The organism is Enterococcus sp. AZ015 (genome assembly GCF_050499225.1).
Lineage (GTDB): Bacteria > Bacillota > Bacilli > Lactobacillales > Enterococcaceae > Enterococcus_D > Enterococcus_D entomosocium.
Window position 1 is genome coordinate 3044028 of sequence record NZ_JBMHEX010000001.1, and the last position, 17122, is coordinate 3061149.

15 protein-coding genes are annotated in these 17122 nt (G+C 42.8%); 3 read left to right on the forward strand and 12 right to left on the reverse strand.

Annotated elements, in window-relative coordinates; all coding sequences use genetic code 11:
• Positions 1-4 precede the first annotated feature (4 nt).
• The 3 genes from IGK85_RS14170 to IGK85_RS14180 all read right to left on the reverse strand — a co-directional run bounded on the left by IGK85_RS14170 (position 5) and on the right by IGK85_RS14180 (position 2419).
• Entirely contained in the window at positions 5-586 is a 582-nt protein-coding gene (locus IGK85_RS14170) for a TetR/AcrR family transcriptional regulator (RefSeq protein ID WP_008379456.1), read from the reverse strand.
• Positions 587-868: 282 nt separating this feature from the next.
• The gene (locus tag IGK85_RS14175; protein ID WP_005233743.1) at positions 869-2050 is read right to left on the reverse strand and encodes an AI-2E family transporter; all 1182 of its coding nucleotides are present in this window, start codon (positions 2048-2050) and stop codon (positions 869-871) included.
• 15 nt (positions 2051-2065) lie between these two features.
• Positions 2066-2419 (reverse strand): PTS glucitol/sorbitol transporter subunit IIA, encoded by a 354-nt coding sequence (locus tag IGK85_RS14180; protein WP_008379455.1) that lies wholly within the window; start codon positions 2417-2419, stop codon positions 2066-2068.
• Between the two features lie 118 nt (positions 2420-2537).
• Here IGK85_RS14180 and IGK85_RS14185 point away from each other — a divergent pair, with 118 nt between their 5' ends.
• From IGK85_RS14185 to IGK85_RS14195, 3 genes are read left to right on the forward strand one after another with little or no spacing between them, the layout of a single operon-like run.
• Positions 2538-3560 carry a lactonase family protein gene (locus IGK85_RS14185; RefSeq protein ID WP_008379454.1) on the forward strand — a complete coding sequence of 341 codons (1023 nt, stop codon included), beginning with the start codon at positions 2538-2540 and terminating at the stop codon, positions 3558-3560.
• Positions 3561-3579: 19 nt separating this feature from the next.
• Positions 3580-3930 (forward strand): hypothetical protein, encoded by a 351-nt coding sequence (locus IGK85_RS14190; RefSeq protein WP_005233740.1) that lies wholly within the window; start codon positions 3580-3582, stop codon positions 3928-3930.
• Between the two features lie 33 nt (positions 3931-3963).
• On the forward strand, positions 3964-4125 hold the full coding sequence (locus tag IGK85_RS14195) for a hypothetical protein (RefSeq protein WP_005233739.1): 162 nt from the start codon (positions 3964-3966) through the stop codon (positions 4123-4125).
• A 43-nt stretch (positions 4126-4168) separates the two neighbouring features.
• Here IGK85_RS14195 and IGK85_RS14200 read toward each other — a convergent pair whose 3' ends face one another.
• The 9 genes from IGK85_RS14200 to IGK85_RS14240 form a co-directional block, all read right to left on the reverse strand.
• Positions 4169-5716, reverse strand: coding sequence for a bifunctional metallophosphatase/5'-nucleotidase (locus tag IGK85_RS14200; protein ID WP_005228018.1), 1548 nt, complete (start codon positions 5714-5716; stop codon positions 4169-4171).
• 175 nt (positions 5717-5891) lie between these two features.
• On the reverse strand, positions 5892-7175 hold the full coding sequence (locus IGK85_RS14205; protein ID WP_008379453.1) for an ABC transporter substrate-binding protein: 1284 nt from the start codon (positions 7173-7175) through the stop codon (positions 5892-5894).
• Positions 7176-7191: 16 nt separating this feature from the next.
• The gene (locus IGK85_RS14210; protein ID WP_008379452.1) at positions 7192-8484 is read right to left on the reverse strand and encodes an MBL fold metallo-hydrolase; all 1293 of its coding nucleotides are present in this window, start codon (positions 8482-8484) and stop codon (positions 7192-7194) included.
• Positions 8468-9286, reverse strand: a complete 819-nt coding sequence (locus IGK85_RS14215; RefSeq protein WP_005228015.1) for a carbohydrate ABC transporter permease — start codon at positions 9284-9286, stop codon at positions 8468-8470. The genes IGK85_RS14210 and IGK85_RS14215 overlap by 17 nt, the downstream gene beginning before the upstream one ends.
• Before the next feature lie 4 nt (positions 9287-9290).
• Positions 9291-10172, reverse strand: a complete 882-nt coding sequence (locus IGK85_RS14220) for a carbohydrate ABC transporter permease (protein WP_008379450.1) — start codon at positions 10170-10172, stop codon at positions 9291-9293.
• Positions 10172-11245 (reverse strand): ABC transporter ATP-binding protein, encoded by a 1074-nt coding sequence (locus tag IGK85_RS14225; protein ID WP_005233711.1) that lies wholly within the window; start codon positions 11243-11245, stop codon positions 10172-10174. Before IGK85_RS14225 ends, IGK85_RS14220 begins: the two co-directional genes overlap by 1 nt.
• 469 nt (positions 11246-11714) lie before the next feature.
• The gene (gene abc-f, locus IGK85_RS14230; RefSeq protein WP_008379448.1) at positions 11715-13217 is read right to left on the reverse strand and encodes a ribosomal protection-like ABC-F family protein; all 1503 of its coding nucleotides are present in this window, start codon (positions 13215-13217) and stop codon (positions 11715-11717) included.
• Between the two features lie 487 nt (positions 13218-13704).
• Positions 13705-14133: a hypothetical protein gene (locus IGK85_RS14235; protein WP_005228008.1), complete on the reverse strand. Its 429-nt coding sequence runs from the start codon at positions 14131-14133 to the stop codon at positions 13705-13707.
• 171 nt (positions 14134-14304) lie between these two features.
• Positions 14305-16983: a cation-translocating P-type ATPase gene (locus IGK85_RS14240; protein ID WP_008379442.1), complete on the reverse strand. Its 2679-nt coding sequence runs from the start codon at positions 16981-16983 to the stop codon at positions 14305-14307.
• Positions 16984-17122: the final 139 nt, after the last annotated feature.

The window sequence follows — 17122 nt, forward strand, 5'->3', positions numbered from 1 at the left end:
GCAGTTAGGACTGCGACCTACTTTTTGCGCCATCTATTGCCTGTTTCAAAAACATCTCGTAAGCTTTTTCCTGTTGTGCATAGATTTCATCTAGTGGAATACCAGGTGTCGTTACTGCGAAAATCGTACCGATTCCGATCGTGTAAATGAGCATATGCAAGTGCAGCTGTTTGGCGGTTTCTATGCTAATATTCAAATCGGCGGCAATCCTTTGGGCTACTTGAGGATTCGTCTCCAACTGATACAGCTCTTCTAATGACGAAACATTCGCTCTTTTTTGTAAGACAAAAATTCTCAAAATTTGGGGTTCTTCTTTCGCCAATTGCAAATATGCGTGTCCGGTGCTGCGAAACAGATCCTGGGAGTCACTATGGGCTTCTAAAAACTCTTGTAAAAATTGCCGTGCTCTCTGCTCTACTTCTGTCCGCAGTCCTTCCATATTGGTGCAATAACTATAAATGGGCTGGACTGAACAGCCTAACCTTTCCGCAATATTTTTGACAATCACTTGCTCCATACCGCCTTTTCGAGCAATCTCAAAAGCGGCATCAACCACCATTTCCTTTGTTATTCGTTGTTTTGGCATCCAAGACCCTCCTTAAGCACAAGTCACATTATATAAACGATTTATATAACTCGATTATATTCTTTTGTTCCTGCGAAGTCAATCGGATCCAAGACACTACTCCCTCACTCTTTCTATTGAATAAAGAGCTGTCGGTTTCTCCCAAATCATCGTTCATAGGTTGTAAATCTTGCATTACTTCCCAGTGATTGCTGGCTCTTTTATCCGCACAAAAAAGGTACAGCCCACAGAAAAAGGCTGTACCGTTGATAATACGTATGGACTCTTTTGCACTCGAAGCTGCTAAACTTCTGGGGTGTCCTCTGGTGGTGCTTCGAGGATTGGTTCTTCCTCTTCATACAAGGAGGAAACCCGCGTATACCATTCAAACACATGGGTAATGATCACCTTGGCAGCCGCATAGACAGGAATCCCTAAAATGACCCCAACAAGACCAAATAGTTTTCCTGAAGTCAAGAGGACTAAAAGAATCGTGACAGGATGGATCGACAATTCGTTTCCTAAAACTAACGGTGAGATCAAGCGTCCTTCAATGGTCTGCTCAATGACAAAGACGATCAGGACTTGGATCAGCAATACCGGCCCACCAACAATTCCTAAAAAGACCGCTGGAATCATGGCCAAAAAAGATCCTAAATAAGGGATCAAATTTAAAAAGCCAGCTGCAATCCCCAGTGTGATGGCATAATCTAAGCCAATAATACTAAAGCCGATCATAAACATCACTGCGACCGCAAACGCCACTGTCAGCTGTCCCCGAATATAGGAGGATACCTGGTCATTCATTTCTTTTAAAACGATCAGTGACGGCTGGCGCATTTTGGTTGGTAAAAATTTGACAAAATAAGGGGCTAGTTTGCGGCCATCTTTCAGTAGGTAGAACAAAATAAACGGCATGGTAATGACCGCTAAAACGATCGTCGCAACGGCCCCGAAGAAACTACCTAGATTTTGAATCGTACTGCGGGAAAGATTTTGGACGATATCCGTCAGAGAAGAAATCAACTTCTCATTGGAAGCTTCGATCTGATCTTGGACTTGCGAGAAGATTGGATCAGACAAGATTTCATTCACCTTATTCTCAATAATCGTCAAATACCCCGGCAGATTATCCGCAAAACTCATGGATTGCTCTTGGATCTTAGGAATGATGACCACCACCCCCCAGACAATCAGACCAACCACCAAAACAAAAAGACCAAAAATACTGTAAATTCGTTTGATTCCTTTGCGCTCCAAATAGTCAACAGTGGGATTCATCAAGTAATACAAGATCCCCGCCAAAATGATTGGCAATCCGACGATGGCTAAAAATTGCCAGACAGGCTCAAACAAATATGAAACTTTCGTGAAGAGCAGCAAAATTAAGAGAATCAATAAAATGACCAGCAAGCTGGTCACTGCTTGATTGTTTAAAAACCATTTCCAAAACCAGGAATGCGGCTTTTTCTGCGTTTCTTTCATGACATTCTTTGCCTCCTAGTTGTACGTCACTTGCATGCCGACTTCTAGGTTCGGCAAAACAGTTGGCGTTAAATAAATCGCACTTGAAAGCGGTTCTTCAGCCGGCACTTCGTCAAAGACAAAGGTCACATGCTGGATCGTTTGCAGGATTTGGTTAGCCACCGTTCCTACATATTGGACTTGATAGGTCTGATCACCAAAAGTAATCTGATCCTCTTTCTTTACGACTAACTCTTGCGAATCAGGAATCGTTTGGATGACTGAATATTCTCGCAATGTATCGGTCGCTTCTTCCCCAAAGAAGATGATCATTCTTTCTTGCGAATCGATCGCCTGTGGACCAATTTCTTTGATCGTCCCTTTTTTCATATGACAAACTCCCCTTTCTATCTTCTCGTTTATTATAACATAAAGAGTTTTTCTACCCGCCCAAAACCGCATTCTATGGTAGAATTAAATAGGAATGAAACTATTAGGAGGTTTTTTTATGTTGCAAACGATTTATTTAGGTACGTACACTCGTCGCGAAAGTAAAGGGATCTATTCGATCGCTTTAGATACGGAAAAAGGAACACTGACCGATTTGACCTTATGCGCGGAAGAAAAAAGTCCGACTTATCTTGCCCGCAGTAAAAAAGAAGCAGTTTACAGCGTCACAGAAGTAGCTGGCAACGGCGGCGCCGCTGCTTATACCCCAGACTTTACCTTGCTGAATACCGCAACGGAAGAAGGCGCACCCCTTTGCTATGTAGCAGTTGATGAAACCCGTCAGCTTTTATATGGTGCCAACTACCATAAAGGTGAAGTGAATGTTTATAAAATTCTAGAGGATGGCAGCATCGAAGCAACGGACAGCATCTACCATGATGAACCCGTCGGCTCTCATGAAAACCAAGACAAACCTCATGTCCACTATACTGACTTAACACCAGACCAACGTTTAGCAGTTTGTGACCTTGGAACAGACCGGGTCTATACTTATGATATTTCAGAAGATGGCAAACTGACAGAAGTAGCTGTCTATGTGGCAGAAGACGGAACTGGTCCTCGTCACTTAGTCTTCCATCCAAATAACCAATACGCTTACTTAGTGGGCGAATTAGACAGCTCATTGACTGTTTTACGCTACAATCAAGCAGATGGCAGTTTTGAGAAAATCCAAAAGGTGCCAACGATCCCTGCGGACTTTACGGATTTCAACAGTGGCGCTGCGGTACGTATCTCGAACGATGGACGTTTTGTTTACAGCTCAAATCGCGGCCATAATTCAATCGCTGTTTTTGAAGTAACCGATGAAGGCGCTGGCCTGGCTTTTGTTCAATCAATCTCAACAGAAGGCGACTTCCCTCGCGATTTCGATTTGGACCCGACAAACGATTATCTGGTTTGTGCCAACCAAAATTCTGATAACCTAACGTTATACAAACGCGATGAAGCCACTGGCAAATTGACTGTCTTAGAAAAAGACATCTACGCACCAGAATGTGTCTGCGTCTTATTCAAAAAATAAAGTTTTGGAGGATTCCCCCATGTTTGATAAAACACCGAAGGAACTCGTGCTCAAAGATTTTTCTAATATCTACAATAAATGTCAATCAACCTTTGAACTAGTGACGAGCCGCAAATACAATGAATCATTGGTCCTATTAACGACTGCGGAAACGTATGCGATCGCTGAAAAAGCCTATATTCGCTGCGATACTGCCAAAGAGCTGCAAACAGCGGAAGTCATTGCTTTCTTTGATGCTTTTGAGATCTATTATTTTGAATTAAAACAAGTCCTTTTTCATGATGACGATGATTTTGTTTCTTTAAAAAATCGTTTAGAAAAAATGAAAGACACTTACGAAGCATTGACAGCCTCATTTCATTTGTTATGATGAAATCAAATCAAAAGTGAAAAAGGTGACGTTATGAACCAAGAACAAGTGTTGGATCGTTTACGAGAAGAATTGGCCATGCCATTTTTCGAAGCAAAACTAGAAGACAAAGACTATTCCGAAGAAGACTATCAACAAGTCAAAGCGGATTTGGTAAAATACTTTGATGACTATGTACGTAATGTAGAAAATTAAGAAACAGCCTGCGATGATTCATTCATCGCAGGCTGTTTTGCTATTATAACGTCACTAGAAAGTTTTGATTCGTCGTGGCTTCGATCTGAGGATGCTGTTTCAAATAGTCAGCAATCAGTTCCGTCATATCGACTTGAATCTCACGAACGATTTTTTCGGCAGAAAACATGGCGTAGTTGCCACCGCCCACGGCACGGTATTGGTTGATGACGATCTCTAATTCTTGGTCCATCGCAATGGCTTTTTCTTCAAAGTCCAAACGGGTGATTCGTTGACCAACGGGTTGACTAAGATCGATCGTATACTCGATGCCTTCATACATATCGTAGTTATAATATTGCGGTTTTGGTTCAATAAAAGCAGGATTGAAAACGATCTGACCGTCAACAACGGCTAAATAATCCGCCGTTTGTTCTAAAGCAGCTTTTAATTCGGCACCTGTTATTTTGACTACAGCTAACGTATTTGGGTAAATATAATTGGTAATCACATCCCGCATCGTGATGGTTGCGCCAAAGCCTTTGCCTTCATTGTTGAAAAGAGCAGTGCCAGAAATTTTGGCGCCACTGGCAGCCATCTGAACACGATTGATGAATTCAATATAAGGATGCTCTTTCAAGCGTGCCCCCATCGGATCGGTGATTCGCATATCCCCACTGACTTTGCCTAACGGCTGATCTAGCCATGTTTGTAACTCTTCTTCGATGGGTGCTAACAAAGCCAACGTCTCTTGATCTGGGACAGCATCCGCAACAGGGATCAACGCAGCCGTACTGTTTGTGACATGAACCCCTGTCTGATTTTTTTCAACCGTCAATTCGATGGCGCCGATAAAGCTTCCACGATAACCGGGCTGCACAACAGGGACACCATTGATTTTTGTGGCGATCTCACGATGTTGGTGTCCTGTGAAGAAGGCATCGATTCCTGAGACTTCCTGCAATAATTGATAGCCCTCATTTTCGCCGGTCAATAATTCAGTCGGTTCCCCAGTGACTAAATCACGCTCGAAGCCGCCATGATAACTGACAACAACAATATCGGCTTGTTCTCGTAAGTAAGGTACATAGTTTTTCGCTGTCTCAACGATGCTGACAAACTGCATCCCGCGAATCGTCGCAGGCTGTTCCCAGTGAGGAATATAGGGCGTCACCATTCCTAAGATCGCGATCTTGACCCCTTCTTTTTCAATGATGGTGTAGGCTTGTCCAAAAAATGGTTCTCCCGCTTCATTTAAAATATTCGCTGCCAGTACTGGTGTTTGGTAGCTGGCGATCGCTTCTTGCAAATAAGGCAGACCGTAGTTGAACTCATGATTGCCTAAGACATGAACATCAACGTCTAGGTGGTTGACGACAGCGGTCAATGCGGCAACGGAGTGCTGGCTTTTGGCAATGTAATAGCTTAAGGGCGAGCCTTGGATAAAGTCGCCATTTTCGATCGTTACGACCGGTCCGGTGGCTGCTTGGCGCAGTTCTTTCATTTTGGTGGCAACTTTTGCCACGCCGAATCCTTGTTCCGTGTCATCGGCAAAATTGGTTGGATAGACATAGCCATGCATATCGCTCGTTTCTAAAAACGTGATTTTCATTCAAAAGACTCCTTTTCCCCTCAATACACCAAAAGGGCATGCGCATAAGTCGAAAACCCTCGAAAGCCAGCAAATTCTGCTTCCTTGCGTCTTCAAACCTTATGATACAAACCCTTTGGTGTTTCATCTCAGGTGTTTCCCTGATTATACCCTATTTTGACGAAGAAATTCAGAATTATTGGTTCCAAGCATCTTCTAATTGTGGTTTTGCGTTTTCAATCAATTGATCGACATCTTGATCTGTATTAGACAAAATGTTTTCCATGATTGAGCGCATTTCATTGTAAGCAGGATCAGCATTTTCAATCACTGGGATCGAGAACAATTCTTTGGTTGCATCTTCTAATTTGGCAGCTACTTTTGTTTCAGGATTGTTTTTGTATTCATCGCTTTCCAAAACAGATTCAACAACTGGCATGTAGCCGGTATCGATCGCCCATGTTTTTTGCGCTTCTGGAGAAGTTAAGTATTTCATGTATTCAAAAGCAGCGGTGCGTTGCTCTGGTGTTGCGCTGTTGAACATGTACAAGTCAGTTCCTTGTTGCAAGTTGATTGGTTCTGGACGAGCTGCTACGTCATATTCAAATTTGCCTTCGGTATCTTTTTTAACAAAACCTTCCCCTGCGATTGAGCCGACATACATTGCGACTTGCTCGTTGGCAAATGGTCCAGACAAGTATTGATCAGAACCAGCGATTCGGAAGTAGCCCTCTTTGACACCATCCAGGTAGTAGTTGATGACTTCTTTTGATTCATCGCTGTCTAGTTGCAAGTCTTTGTCAAAATCAACACCTTGGTTTTTCATTGCGATGGCGTAGTAGTTGTTTAATGAGTCAAAACCAGCACCTACTACTTCACCGTTTGATTTTTCATAGATTTCTTGAGAAGCTTCTTTTAATTCTTCAAGGTTTGTCGGTACGTCAATACCATACTCGTCTAACATGTCTGCATTGTAGAACAGCATTTCTGTTGATTTGTTGAAAGGAATCCCGTATTGCACGCCGTCGATCTGCGCGCCTTCTAAAAGGGCACTGCGGATCTCTTCTTGGTCACCCCAACCGATAGTATCATCGTTGATGTATTCGCCAAGATCAACCAACATGTCATCTTGGGCAGCATTCCATAACCAACCAGGATATGCTTGGGTGATAGTTGGTAGATCTTTTGGTGAAGGCAAGGTTGAATTCACCTTTGCTTGTAGATCAGAGTAGCTGGATTGGTTTTGCAATTCGATCTTGATGTTTGGATTTTCGTCCATGAATTGCTCCGTCAATTTCGTCAATGATTCTTCTTGCGCGCCATTCATTGCATGCCAAAAGGTGACAGTCGTATCATCGCTTAGTTCTGTAACGATTTCATCACTTTCGGTAGAACCAGATGAATCGTTGTTGTTTCCACAAGCCCCTAATACCAATGTCGCGGCTGCAGCTGCTGCAAATGCAAGTTTCTTTGTTTTCATTTTTTCCTCTCCTCTATCACTCTAAAATAATTTTTTCACCGCGTTGCGGCAATATTCTTTCACCATACGGATTCACCAGATTTTCTGGTTTCAGCGTATGGATTGGAACCAATCGTTGGGGCTCGATCCATGCAATGATCTGATCTAAATCAGCTGGTTTCGCATGTCCCGAGTTTGGCAAACGGACAAATTCGATCTCCAGTGCTGCCAGTTGATCCAAAAAGACTTGATAAGCTGGATCAAAATCGCCTAACGGCTGCGCATCACTGTGAATATACAATCCACCTGTTTGCAAGTTTTCAAAATGCGCGACTACTTGCCAAAGGTACTGGCTCGTGTCGGCACATAATGCCTGATAAGAAATGGCGAAGGCTGGATCGAGAGTCGCTGGTACTTGATCATCGATCGTATAGAACGGTACATCTTTATTGAAAATTTCTTTCAACAAAGCAGCTTGCGTCGCCTCTAAAACAACCGTCCGCGGCGCGGCTTCAACAAGCGCCATAAAGCGCTCAACATTGGCTGGATAGCCATTGAAGGTAATTTGTCGTTGGGGATTTTCTTTGACCAAACGCACGAAGGTCTCAATCAATTCTGTTTCACTTTCCACCGTGATCGCTTTGGGGTCCGGTTCTCTTTCTGGGAAGCTGATGCTGACCCCTTCCATCATCAATAGATCCGTGTGTTTGGCTAATTGACAGAATTCTTTGGTACGCTCTGGATGATAGCCATGCAAACGCAAATCACCGGTATAAGCGATAAAATGATCCGGCGTGCGAATTAACAAGGCCGCCGCACCGTACGCATCATGATCGACTGGAATGATCTCGACTTCGATTTCCCCGATCCGAATCACATCATGGGGTTCTAAGCCGATCAATTCTCGGACAAAGCTTTTTTCCTCATGAGGAACGGGCAGCAAGAAGTCCCCTTTTTGATTCAACACTTCGAGGATCGCTTTGGTTTCCTTCAAGGTGTACATAGGAATATTTGGGTCTAAAAAGTTGATCATCTTGGAATGATCCAGATGGGCGTGGGAAAGAAAAACTGCTGTTTCTTGGTATTCTTTCGTTTCGCTTCCTTGGTACGTGTAGTCTAAGCGTGGATCGTAGACATTTTTCAGTTCTGGTATCCAGCGATGCGCAACTAACGTTTGTAATTCTTCATCTGGTAAGGGTGTTTCTGGATGATACTCCGAACCGAAATCAAAAAAGATATGGGCATCTTTGTACGCAACTTCGATGACGGTTCCTCCAATCGTTAAAATTCCGCTATGGAAGGTGATCGTTGTTTTATCCTTTGATGCCATCTTTAGCCACTCCTTTGATAATTTCTTTTCTAAAGATCAAGTAAATGATCAGAATTGGAATGACGGTCAAGGTCGCTGCCGCCATTTGTAAATGAACGTCACTGCCGCTTTCTGTGGTAAAGGCAGCCAATCCATTATTTAAGAGACGGTATTTTTTCTCATTCGTCACTAACAACGGCCATAAGAAAGAATTCCAGCTAGAGATGAACGTCAGAATCCCGACTGTCACCAAGGCTGGTTTAGACATGGGGATCAAAATTCGGCGGATATAAGCTAGGTCGCTGGCACCGTCAATTTTGGCTGCCTTATAAAAGGTATTAGAAATACTTTGTAAATAACCGTTTAAATAATAGATGTAAAAAATACTGGTCAGAAACGGAATGATCAAGGCACTATACGTATTCAATAAGCCCATTCGAGCAATCGTATTGTAATTGGTAAAGATGATGGATTCATAAGGAACCATCAGTAAGGAGATCATCAAACCAATCACGAGACGCTTGTATTTGAATTCAAGACTCGTTAATGCAAAAGCAGCTAAAATTGCCGTGATCAGCGTCGCTATGGTAGTGACCGCTGAAACAAAGACCGTATTGAAGAAGTAGCGTAAAAACGGTGCTCGGGTAAAGACTTCCCCGTAGTTGCTCCATTGGAAGGACTCTGGCATGATCGTCGGTGGAATACTGGTTGCTTCACTGTAGGTCATTAGCCCAGCTAAAATCATATAGACAAAGGGAAACAGCGTGATCACTGCTAAAATTGCTAAAAACAGCATCGAAACAATCGTGACAATTTTTTTCATTCGTTTATTCGCCCACTTTCTTCAAAAGTTTATTTTGGATAAAGGTGACGAGCAAAATAATGATAAACAAGATCACGGTTGCCGCCATTGCAATCCCCGGACGTCCGGCGATATGGAATTTGTCGTAGATATAAAAGACTGCTGTCGTGGCACTACGAGCGATCCCTGGCTGGCCGCCAAACAAAGCATATACTTGGGTATAAACTTTAAAGGCACTGATCAGATTGACCGTCAACAAGAAAGCAAAGGTCGGGATCAACTGCGGAAAGGTGATTTTCCGAAAAATTTCGCCATCGGTAGCGCCAAACATTTTTGCGATTTTATAATGTTCTTTGTCGATGTTGCGCATTCCTGCCAACAAGATAATAATGTTGAAGGCGAGGCTCGTCCAAACGCCGAAGATGATCAAGGTCGTCATACTCATGTTGACGTTATCTAGCCAGTTGACTGGCGCAATGCCGACAAGACCTAGCAGATAATTAATGATCCCGTAAGAGCCATTGAAAAAGTAACGAAACACGATCCCGATCGCAATCGTACTTGTGACATAGGGCATAAAGAAGATCGTTTCAAAAAAACTTTTGTATTTGACTTTTTCAAAAATGATCCAAGCAATCGCTAATGAGAGAATCAGCGAGATCGGCACGACCGCAAAAGCAAACAGTGCTGTGTTTTGCAGTGCTCGAAAGAATACGGGGTCCGTTAAAACCCTTTGATAGTTCTCAAGCCCAGCATACTGTTGGTTAATCAAGGTTCCTTTTTGGAAACTCATGATGAAAGAACGAAACAGCGGATACACACTGAATAAGAAAATAATGACCAATGAAGGCAGTAAAAACAGCCACGCCTTTGGTTGATTCTCAGGGTTATAATTTTTTTTGAACATTAGTAGACCCGCTCTCCTTTTTCATCAAAGATAAAGGCTTTTTTGTAATGAAAATCAAATGACACTTGCGCGCCTTCTTCAATGATCTCTTCAATACTAACGATCGATTTCATATGTTTAGCAGCCAGATCAAAGTTCAAGATTCGTTCTCGTCCGATCAGCTCCACACTCTTGATTTCTGTTTGGAACAACCCCGTTTGTAAGGTGGTCAGCACATCTTCTGGACGAATACCTAACGTATATTGGCCGTCTGTCAATGGTTTCTTGAAGCGAATGTCGGTAAAGCGGTCAACTGGGATCGTGAATGCTGGATGGATCATTTGTCCCTCTTTGACTTCTACTGGCAAGATGTTGATGATTGGATTACCAATGAATTTCGCTACGAAAAGATTGTTTGGTTCTAAGTAAAGGTTTTGCGGATCATCATTTTGTTGAATGATCCCTTCATTCATCAAAATAATCTTATCACTGATAGAAAGAGCTTCTTCTTGGTCATGAGTCACGAAGATCGTAGTGATTCCTACTTCTTTGACTAACCGACGAATTTCTTCACGGATCTTCAAGCGCAAACGGGCATCTAAGTTACTCAATGGTTCATCCAGCAGTAACACTTCTGGACTTTGCACCAAAGCACGAGTAATGGCGACCCGTTGCTGTTGTCCACCGGAAAGGGTTCCTGGTTTTTTCTGACTTAATTCTTCAATATTGGTCAGCTTCATGAACTTTTCAGCAATTTTCTGTGCTTCGTTTTTCTTGATTTTTTTCTCTCCGACTGTCAAGGGAAACATGACATTTTCTAACACAGTCATATGGGGATAAAGGGCATAGTTCTGAAAAACAAACCCGATATTGCGGTCTTTCGGCTCCGTCTTAACAACGGAAGTACCATTAAAGCGGATATCACCATCGGTGGGACTTAACAACCCCGCGATCAAATTCAATATCGTCGATTTCCCGCAACCACTAGGTCCCAACAAACAAACCAAATCGCCTTTTTCTATTGTAAAATCTACTGCTTTCAAGGCTTCGAACTTATTATCAAAAACCTTCTTCAACCCGACTACTTCTATCAAAACTGCCCCTCCATTTTCTCTTTTTCCTCCGAATAGTTGACTGGCATTTCAAGTCACAAAAAAAACGAACTCTTGATGTTTCGGTCAAACGCTCAAAGAAATTCGATTTTAATCATAACAAACGAATGTTTTTATTCGATACTATTATTGTAAATGTTTTGTAAAAACCAATGGGAATTATGAAAGAATTTTTAATTAATTTACCAAACAATGAGAAAACGATGAGTGATTCAAAGGGAATTCTACCCGCTAATCCCGAACATTTCGTCATTTTTCGAAAATTTTCATGAAAAAATGAATGAATTTTATCAAATATACATACCTGTGTATAATAACACTATTTTTACACAGCTTTTTTATCAAAAGCACCCTTATTAAATACTTACTAAAATCGTCAGTATCTCTCCGATTAAAATAACAAAAAAGGACGGTTTTCTCAAAGAAAACAATCGTCCTTTTTCCCCTTCAGTTATTCGACTTCATCGATCGTCAACGTCAGCAATTTCGTTGAGACTTGCTCAAGAAAATAACGGTCGTGTTCAATGATCAGCATAGAAGGCTCCACCAAATGGATTACTTCCTCTAATTGCTTCTGATTGAAGACATCCAAATAATTCAGAGGTTCATCCCAGATAAACAATTCTGCTGGTGTTGCTAATGATTTGGCTAGTTCCACGCGTTTACGCTGCCCCATGCTCATTTGCTGGATCGGCGTTTGAAAAACAGCTCTTTCCAAGCCAAGCTTTTTTAAGTTATTTAGCAGATCTTGATAATTCAAGCCATGCTCTTGGGCAAATTCTGTCAGCATCCCACAATTGTCCTCGTAGTTTTGTCGAACATAACTGATGGTGATCCCATGGGCTGTTTTGATCGTCCCTGTCTGCTGTCCTTCGAAAGTACCTAAAATACTCGCAATCAAACTGGACTTGCCAGATCCGTTGGCCCCTTGAATCCCCAAGCGCTCTTTTTGACGGATCGCAAACGTCAGCGGTTTAAACAAAGGCTTCTCATAGCCGAGCTGAAAATGCTCTGCTTCCAGCAACACGTCATGATGGCTAACAAGCGGGGTCATTTTCAGAGGATCGATCCACTCAATGTCTTTTAACAACGCAGACTTGTCTTGAATTTGATCTTCCATCCGTTTAACGATCGCTTTCGAGCGCTTCATGGTCCGTGCCGCTCGGGCACCGATCGCCCCCGTATCATAGATTGCCCCACTGCCTTTTTTGGTCGGCGACCCTAATTTGTCCCGTTCGCGTCCTCGGGACCACTCCGCTTTCTCGGCTGCCGTCTGCTTCAAACGACCGATTTCTTTTTTCAACTTGCTGTTTTGTTCTTGCTCATAGGCATCTTTTTGCTGCTTTTGCAGTTCATAAACTGAATAATTCCCTTTGTACAACACCAAGCGGCTTTTTTCGATCGCCAATACATGATCGACGACTTCATCGACAAACTGTCGATCATGGCTCACAACGATAAACCCGGTTTTTTGCTGCAAATAGCGGGCAACATGTTGGCGAGCGGTCACATCCAAATGGTTGGTTGGCTCATCGATCAAAGCAAAATTCTCTTCATCAACGAACAAACGCGCCAATAGAACTTTCGTTTGCTCGCCGCCAGATAAAGTGGCAAAGGGCCGCCAAAGAATTTCTGGATCAAGTTGCAGCAGGTTCAATTCTCGTTCCAAACGCCACTGCTCAAATTCACCGGATTCTTGTAAAACAAAAAGCGTCAGTTGCTGTTCGTCAGCGACGGTTAAGGGAAAATAAACGAATTGCTGCTCATGGGTAATCGAGCCGCTATAAGGCAATTCATTGAGCAGCAAACGCAGCAAGGTCGTTTTGCCGCGACCATTTCTACCAATCAACCCTAATTTCCATTGTGTATCAAGGTTCAAGTTGGCATCCTCAAAAAGCAACCGTTCCTGGCTATCAAAGCCAAAAGTTAAATGATTAATACTGATATTCGACATAAATATACCTCGTCTCTATTCACGGAATAGAGTAGACCTAAAGCTATTTTCAGAATCAGTTTTTAGAGGTACACAAAAAGATCCTCCATTGAAAAAGTCAACCAATCCTGAAAATCTGCAGACTATCCCCTTGGAGGAACAGTTTCATGCAGCTTTCAACAAATTGGTTAATTTTTCAATGGAGGATCCCTCATTTCGTTTAATAGTGCCCTAAGTATAGCATTGATCGACAAAAAAGCGCAAGCTTGCTATTCCTTGCTATTTCAACTTTATATTTTGTTCACAAACTATCCCCGCTTTTGATGGAAACATTTCATTAAAAAACAAAAAAAAAACCATCAGGTTGGTTAGTCCTGATGGCAAAAGGAGTAAAATGAAAAATAAAAAGGTTGTTGGTTGTGAATTCATTATACCTCCGATAAAAAAACTTTACATGTGAAAAACATAACAGTTAAATTAAATAACTCTTGTTTAACTTGAATGTTTATCATTTTTTTAACAATAAAGCGGTCATCCGTTGGATAGCAAAAGAAATTTCGTCCGTTGCTTCATCTTGCTTAGCTTCAGCTGCATCAAAGGCTTCTTGGTCGATTTTGTTATCCAGACTCAAAATCATCTCATCACAGCCGGCAACATATTTCATATACGCTCGCTCGAATTTTTTATGGATCCCCATCACATTCGCTGGTGGACGCAATTTGCTGATTTTTTCCAGCATCAAGCGGTATTTGTCCGTGCCTTCTTTAAAAATTCTGGTAATCTCAGCTAGCCGCTCAGGTGTTACCTCTGCTTCTTTCTTCTCGTCGATCGCTTTGCGGATCTCTTCATAATTGGGATTCATTTTCTCCCCGATCGCTTCTGTTTCTTTGACAAGATCGTTGATTGTTTGTACATAAAAACCTAAGTTTGGTCGCACAGTGGGTCCCCTACTTTCTTTGTTATTATCTTCTATTTTACCGTTTCTTGCTGCAAATGAAAAGGTCAAGAAACAGCCATAGGGTTTATCGAAAATAAGCCAGCAAAAAAAGGCCTGCTGCCCATGGAGAAGGACAGCAGACCATTCGTTGTTTTTCTGTTTATTTTTGGCTTATTTGCGTCCCATTGCTCGTTGGATCGCTTTGACGATCTCAACGACTGGAATGATCGCAAAGGAGGCGCCTAAAACGATGCCCCATTGATACAAGTCAAGGTGTGCGACACGGAAGATATCATTCAATCCTGGCACAATGAAGATCACTAGCATCAATGCAAAGGAAAGTAGGATCGCCCAGTTGAAGGCTTTGTTTCTAAATGCTCCTACTTTAAAGAGCGACTGATGGATCGATTTGACGTTGAAGGCATGGAACAATTGCATCAATCCTAACGTGGCAAAGGCCATCGTTAAGGCATCGGCATGGATCGCATCGTACGTATTGTGAACGGGCCATTGGATCGCTGACCAATAAACGAACAGCACGGTTGCTGCTTCTAAGATCCCTTGGTAGATGATACTGCTCATCACACCACCGGAGAAGAAGTTGGAACTGCGTCCCCGCGGTGCATGTTTCATTAGATCTTTTTCAGCAGGCTCCATTCCTAAGGCAATTGCTGGGAAGGTATCGGTTACTAGGTTGATCCAAAGCAAGTGGATCGGCAATAGCGAGTCCCAACCCCACAAGGTTGCTAAGAACAAGGTCAAAACTTCCCCTAGGTTAGCGGCTAGCAAGTATTGAATCGCTTTTTGAATATTGGAGAAGACTTTACGTCCTTCTTCCACTGCTACGACGATCGTAGCAAAGTTGTCATCTGCTAGGACCATATCGGAAGCACCTTTAGAAACTTCGGTACCCGTAATCCCCATACCTACCCCAATATCTGCTTGTTTCAAGGATGGTGCATCATTGACCCCGTCACCAGTCATGGCAACGACTTTGCCTTCTTGCTGCCAAGCTTTGACGATGCGGACTTTATGTTCCGGCGATACCCGCGCATAGACTGAATAGTGGGCTACCTTTTGGGCAAACTCTTCTTCGCTCATTTTATTGAGTTCAGCGCCGGTCAAGACAGCATCATCATCGCCCGGTTTGATGATCCCTAAACGTCCCGCAATGGCTTCAGCTGTATCTCGGTGGTCTCCGGTGATCATGATTGGACGAATCCCAGCTTCTTTGGCTAAACGTACCGCATCGGCTGCTTCTGCTCGTTCTGGGTCAATCATTCCGACTAAGCCAGCAAAGACCAAATCATTTTCGACGATTTCTGATTCTAAGTTTTCTGGCACTTGATCTACGTATTTGTAGGCCATTCCCAATACCCGCAGCGCTTGTTTTGCCATATCGGTATTGTTGAATAAGATTTTTTCTTTTTCTTCATTCGTCATTGGTAGCTCTTGGCCATCCAATAGTACTTTTGAGGTTCTGCCTAGTAAGACATCCGGTGCACCTTTGACAGCAACTAAATAGCGGCCGTCTTCTTGTTGGTGGATCGTACTCATAAGTTTTCGGTCAGAATCAAAGGGCAGATCCGCTACCCGTGGTTCTTGATTGACGAGATCCCGCACATGGAATCCTTGATCCATCCCGAATTGCACCAATGCGGTCTCGGTCGGATCACCGATCAAGTTGCCTTCTTCACCAAATTTTGTATCATTGGCAAAGTTCATGACTTTTAATGCCATGTTGTCTAACGGAATATCTTCTGAAGCAGCATGTTGTTTGTTATTGACATACAATTTTTCCACGGTCATTTGATTCAACGTCAAAGTACCGGTTTTATCAGAAGCGATAATGTCCGTTGCCCCAAGGGTTTCAACCGCAGGCAATTTACGGATCACTGCATTTCGTTTCGCCATTACTTGCGTACCTAAGGCTAAGATGATCGTTACGATCGCTGGCAGCCCTTCTGGGATCGCCGCTACTGCTAATGAGATCGAAGTCAATAGCATGTCGACCCATGACGTATTGTTAAAGATCGTTCCAACAAAGAACATGATCACTGCAATGATAATGATGGCGATCGTCAGGAATTTTCCTAGTTCATTTAAGTTACGCTTCAACGGTGTTTCGGTTTCTTGGGCGCTAGCTAGCATGCCAGCGATTTTCCCAACTTCGGTTCCCATTCCTGTATTGACCACGACCCCTTTTCCGCGGCCATAGGTCACATTACTGTTTGAATAGGCCATATTGACGCGATCGCCGATCCCGACATCCGTCCCTTCGATGACAGTCAATTCTTTTTCGACTGGTACGGATTCACCGGTCAAAGCGGCTTCTTCAATTTTTAACGAACTTGCTTCTAAGAGGCGTAAATCTGCCGGTACGACATCGCCAGCTTCTAATAGGACAATATCCCCCGGAACCAATTCATCGCTCTTGATGGTGACGGTATGACCATTACGCAGGACATTGGCATTTGGTGTGGACATTTCTCTTAGTGCTTCGATGGCTTGCTCTGCCTTTGCCTCTTGAACAACACCCATGATCGCGTTGATAATGACAACTGCTAAAATAATAATTGAGTCCACGACTTCATGGGAAACGACTGCTGAGATAATTGCCGCCGCTAGCAAAACGATGATCATCAAATCTTTAAATTGCTCAAAGAATTTTTGTGCCATCGATTTCTTTTTGCCTTCTTCTAATTCGTTGGGACCATACTCAGATAAGCGTTTTTGCGCTTCATCGTTCGTTAATCCATTGGCATCTGTTTGCATTTCTTCCAGAACATGCTGCGCTTCTTGCGCATAAAACGCCTGCGATAGCTGCTCCTTTTTGTTTTCTTCTGACATGTTTCTCCTCCTTTTATACTTACTCTTCCTTTATTGTACATGATATGAAAAAAAATAGACTTATGTATGCACTGTCTAAGCATACATAAGTCTCACTGTTTAAGACAGCACCAGAAATTTCTTTCAGGATGGTGATACT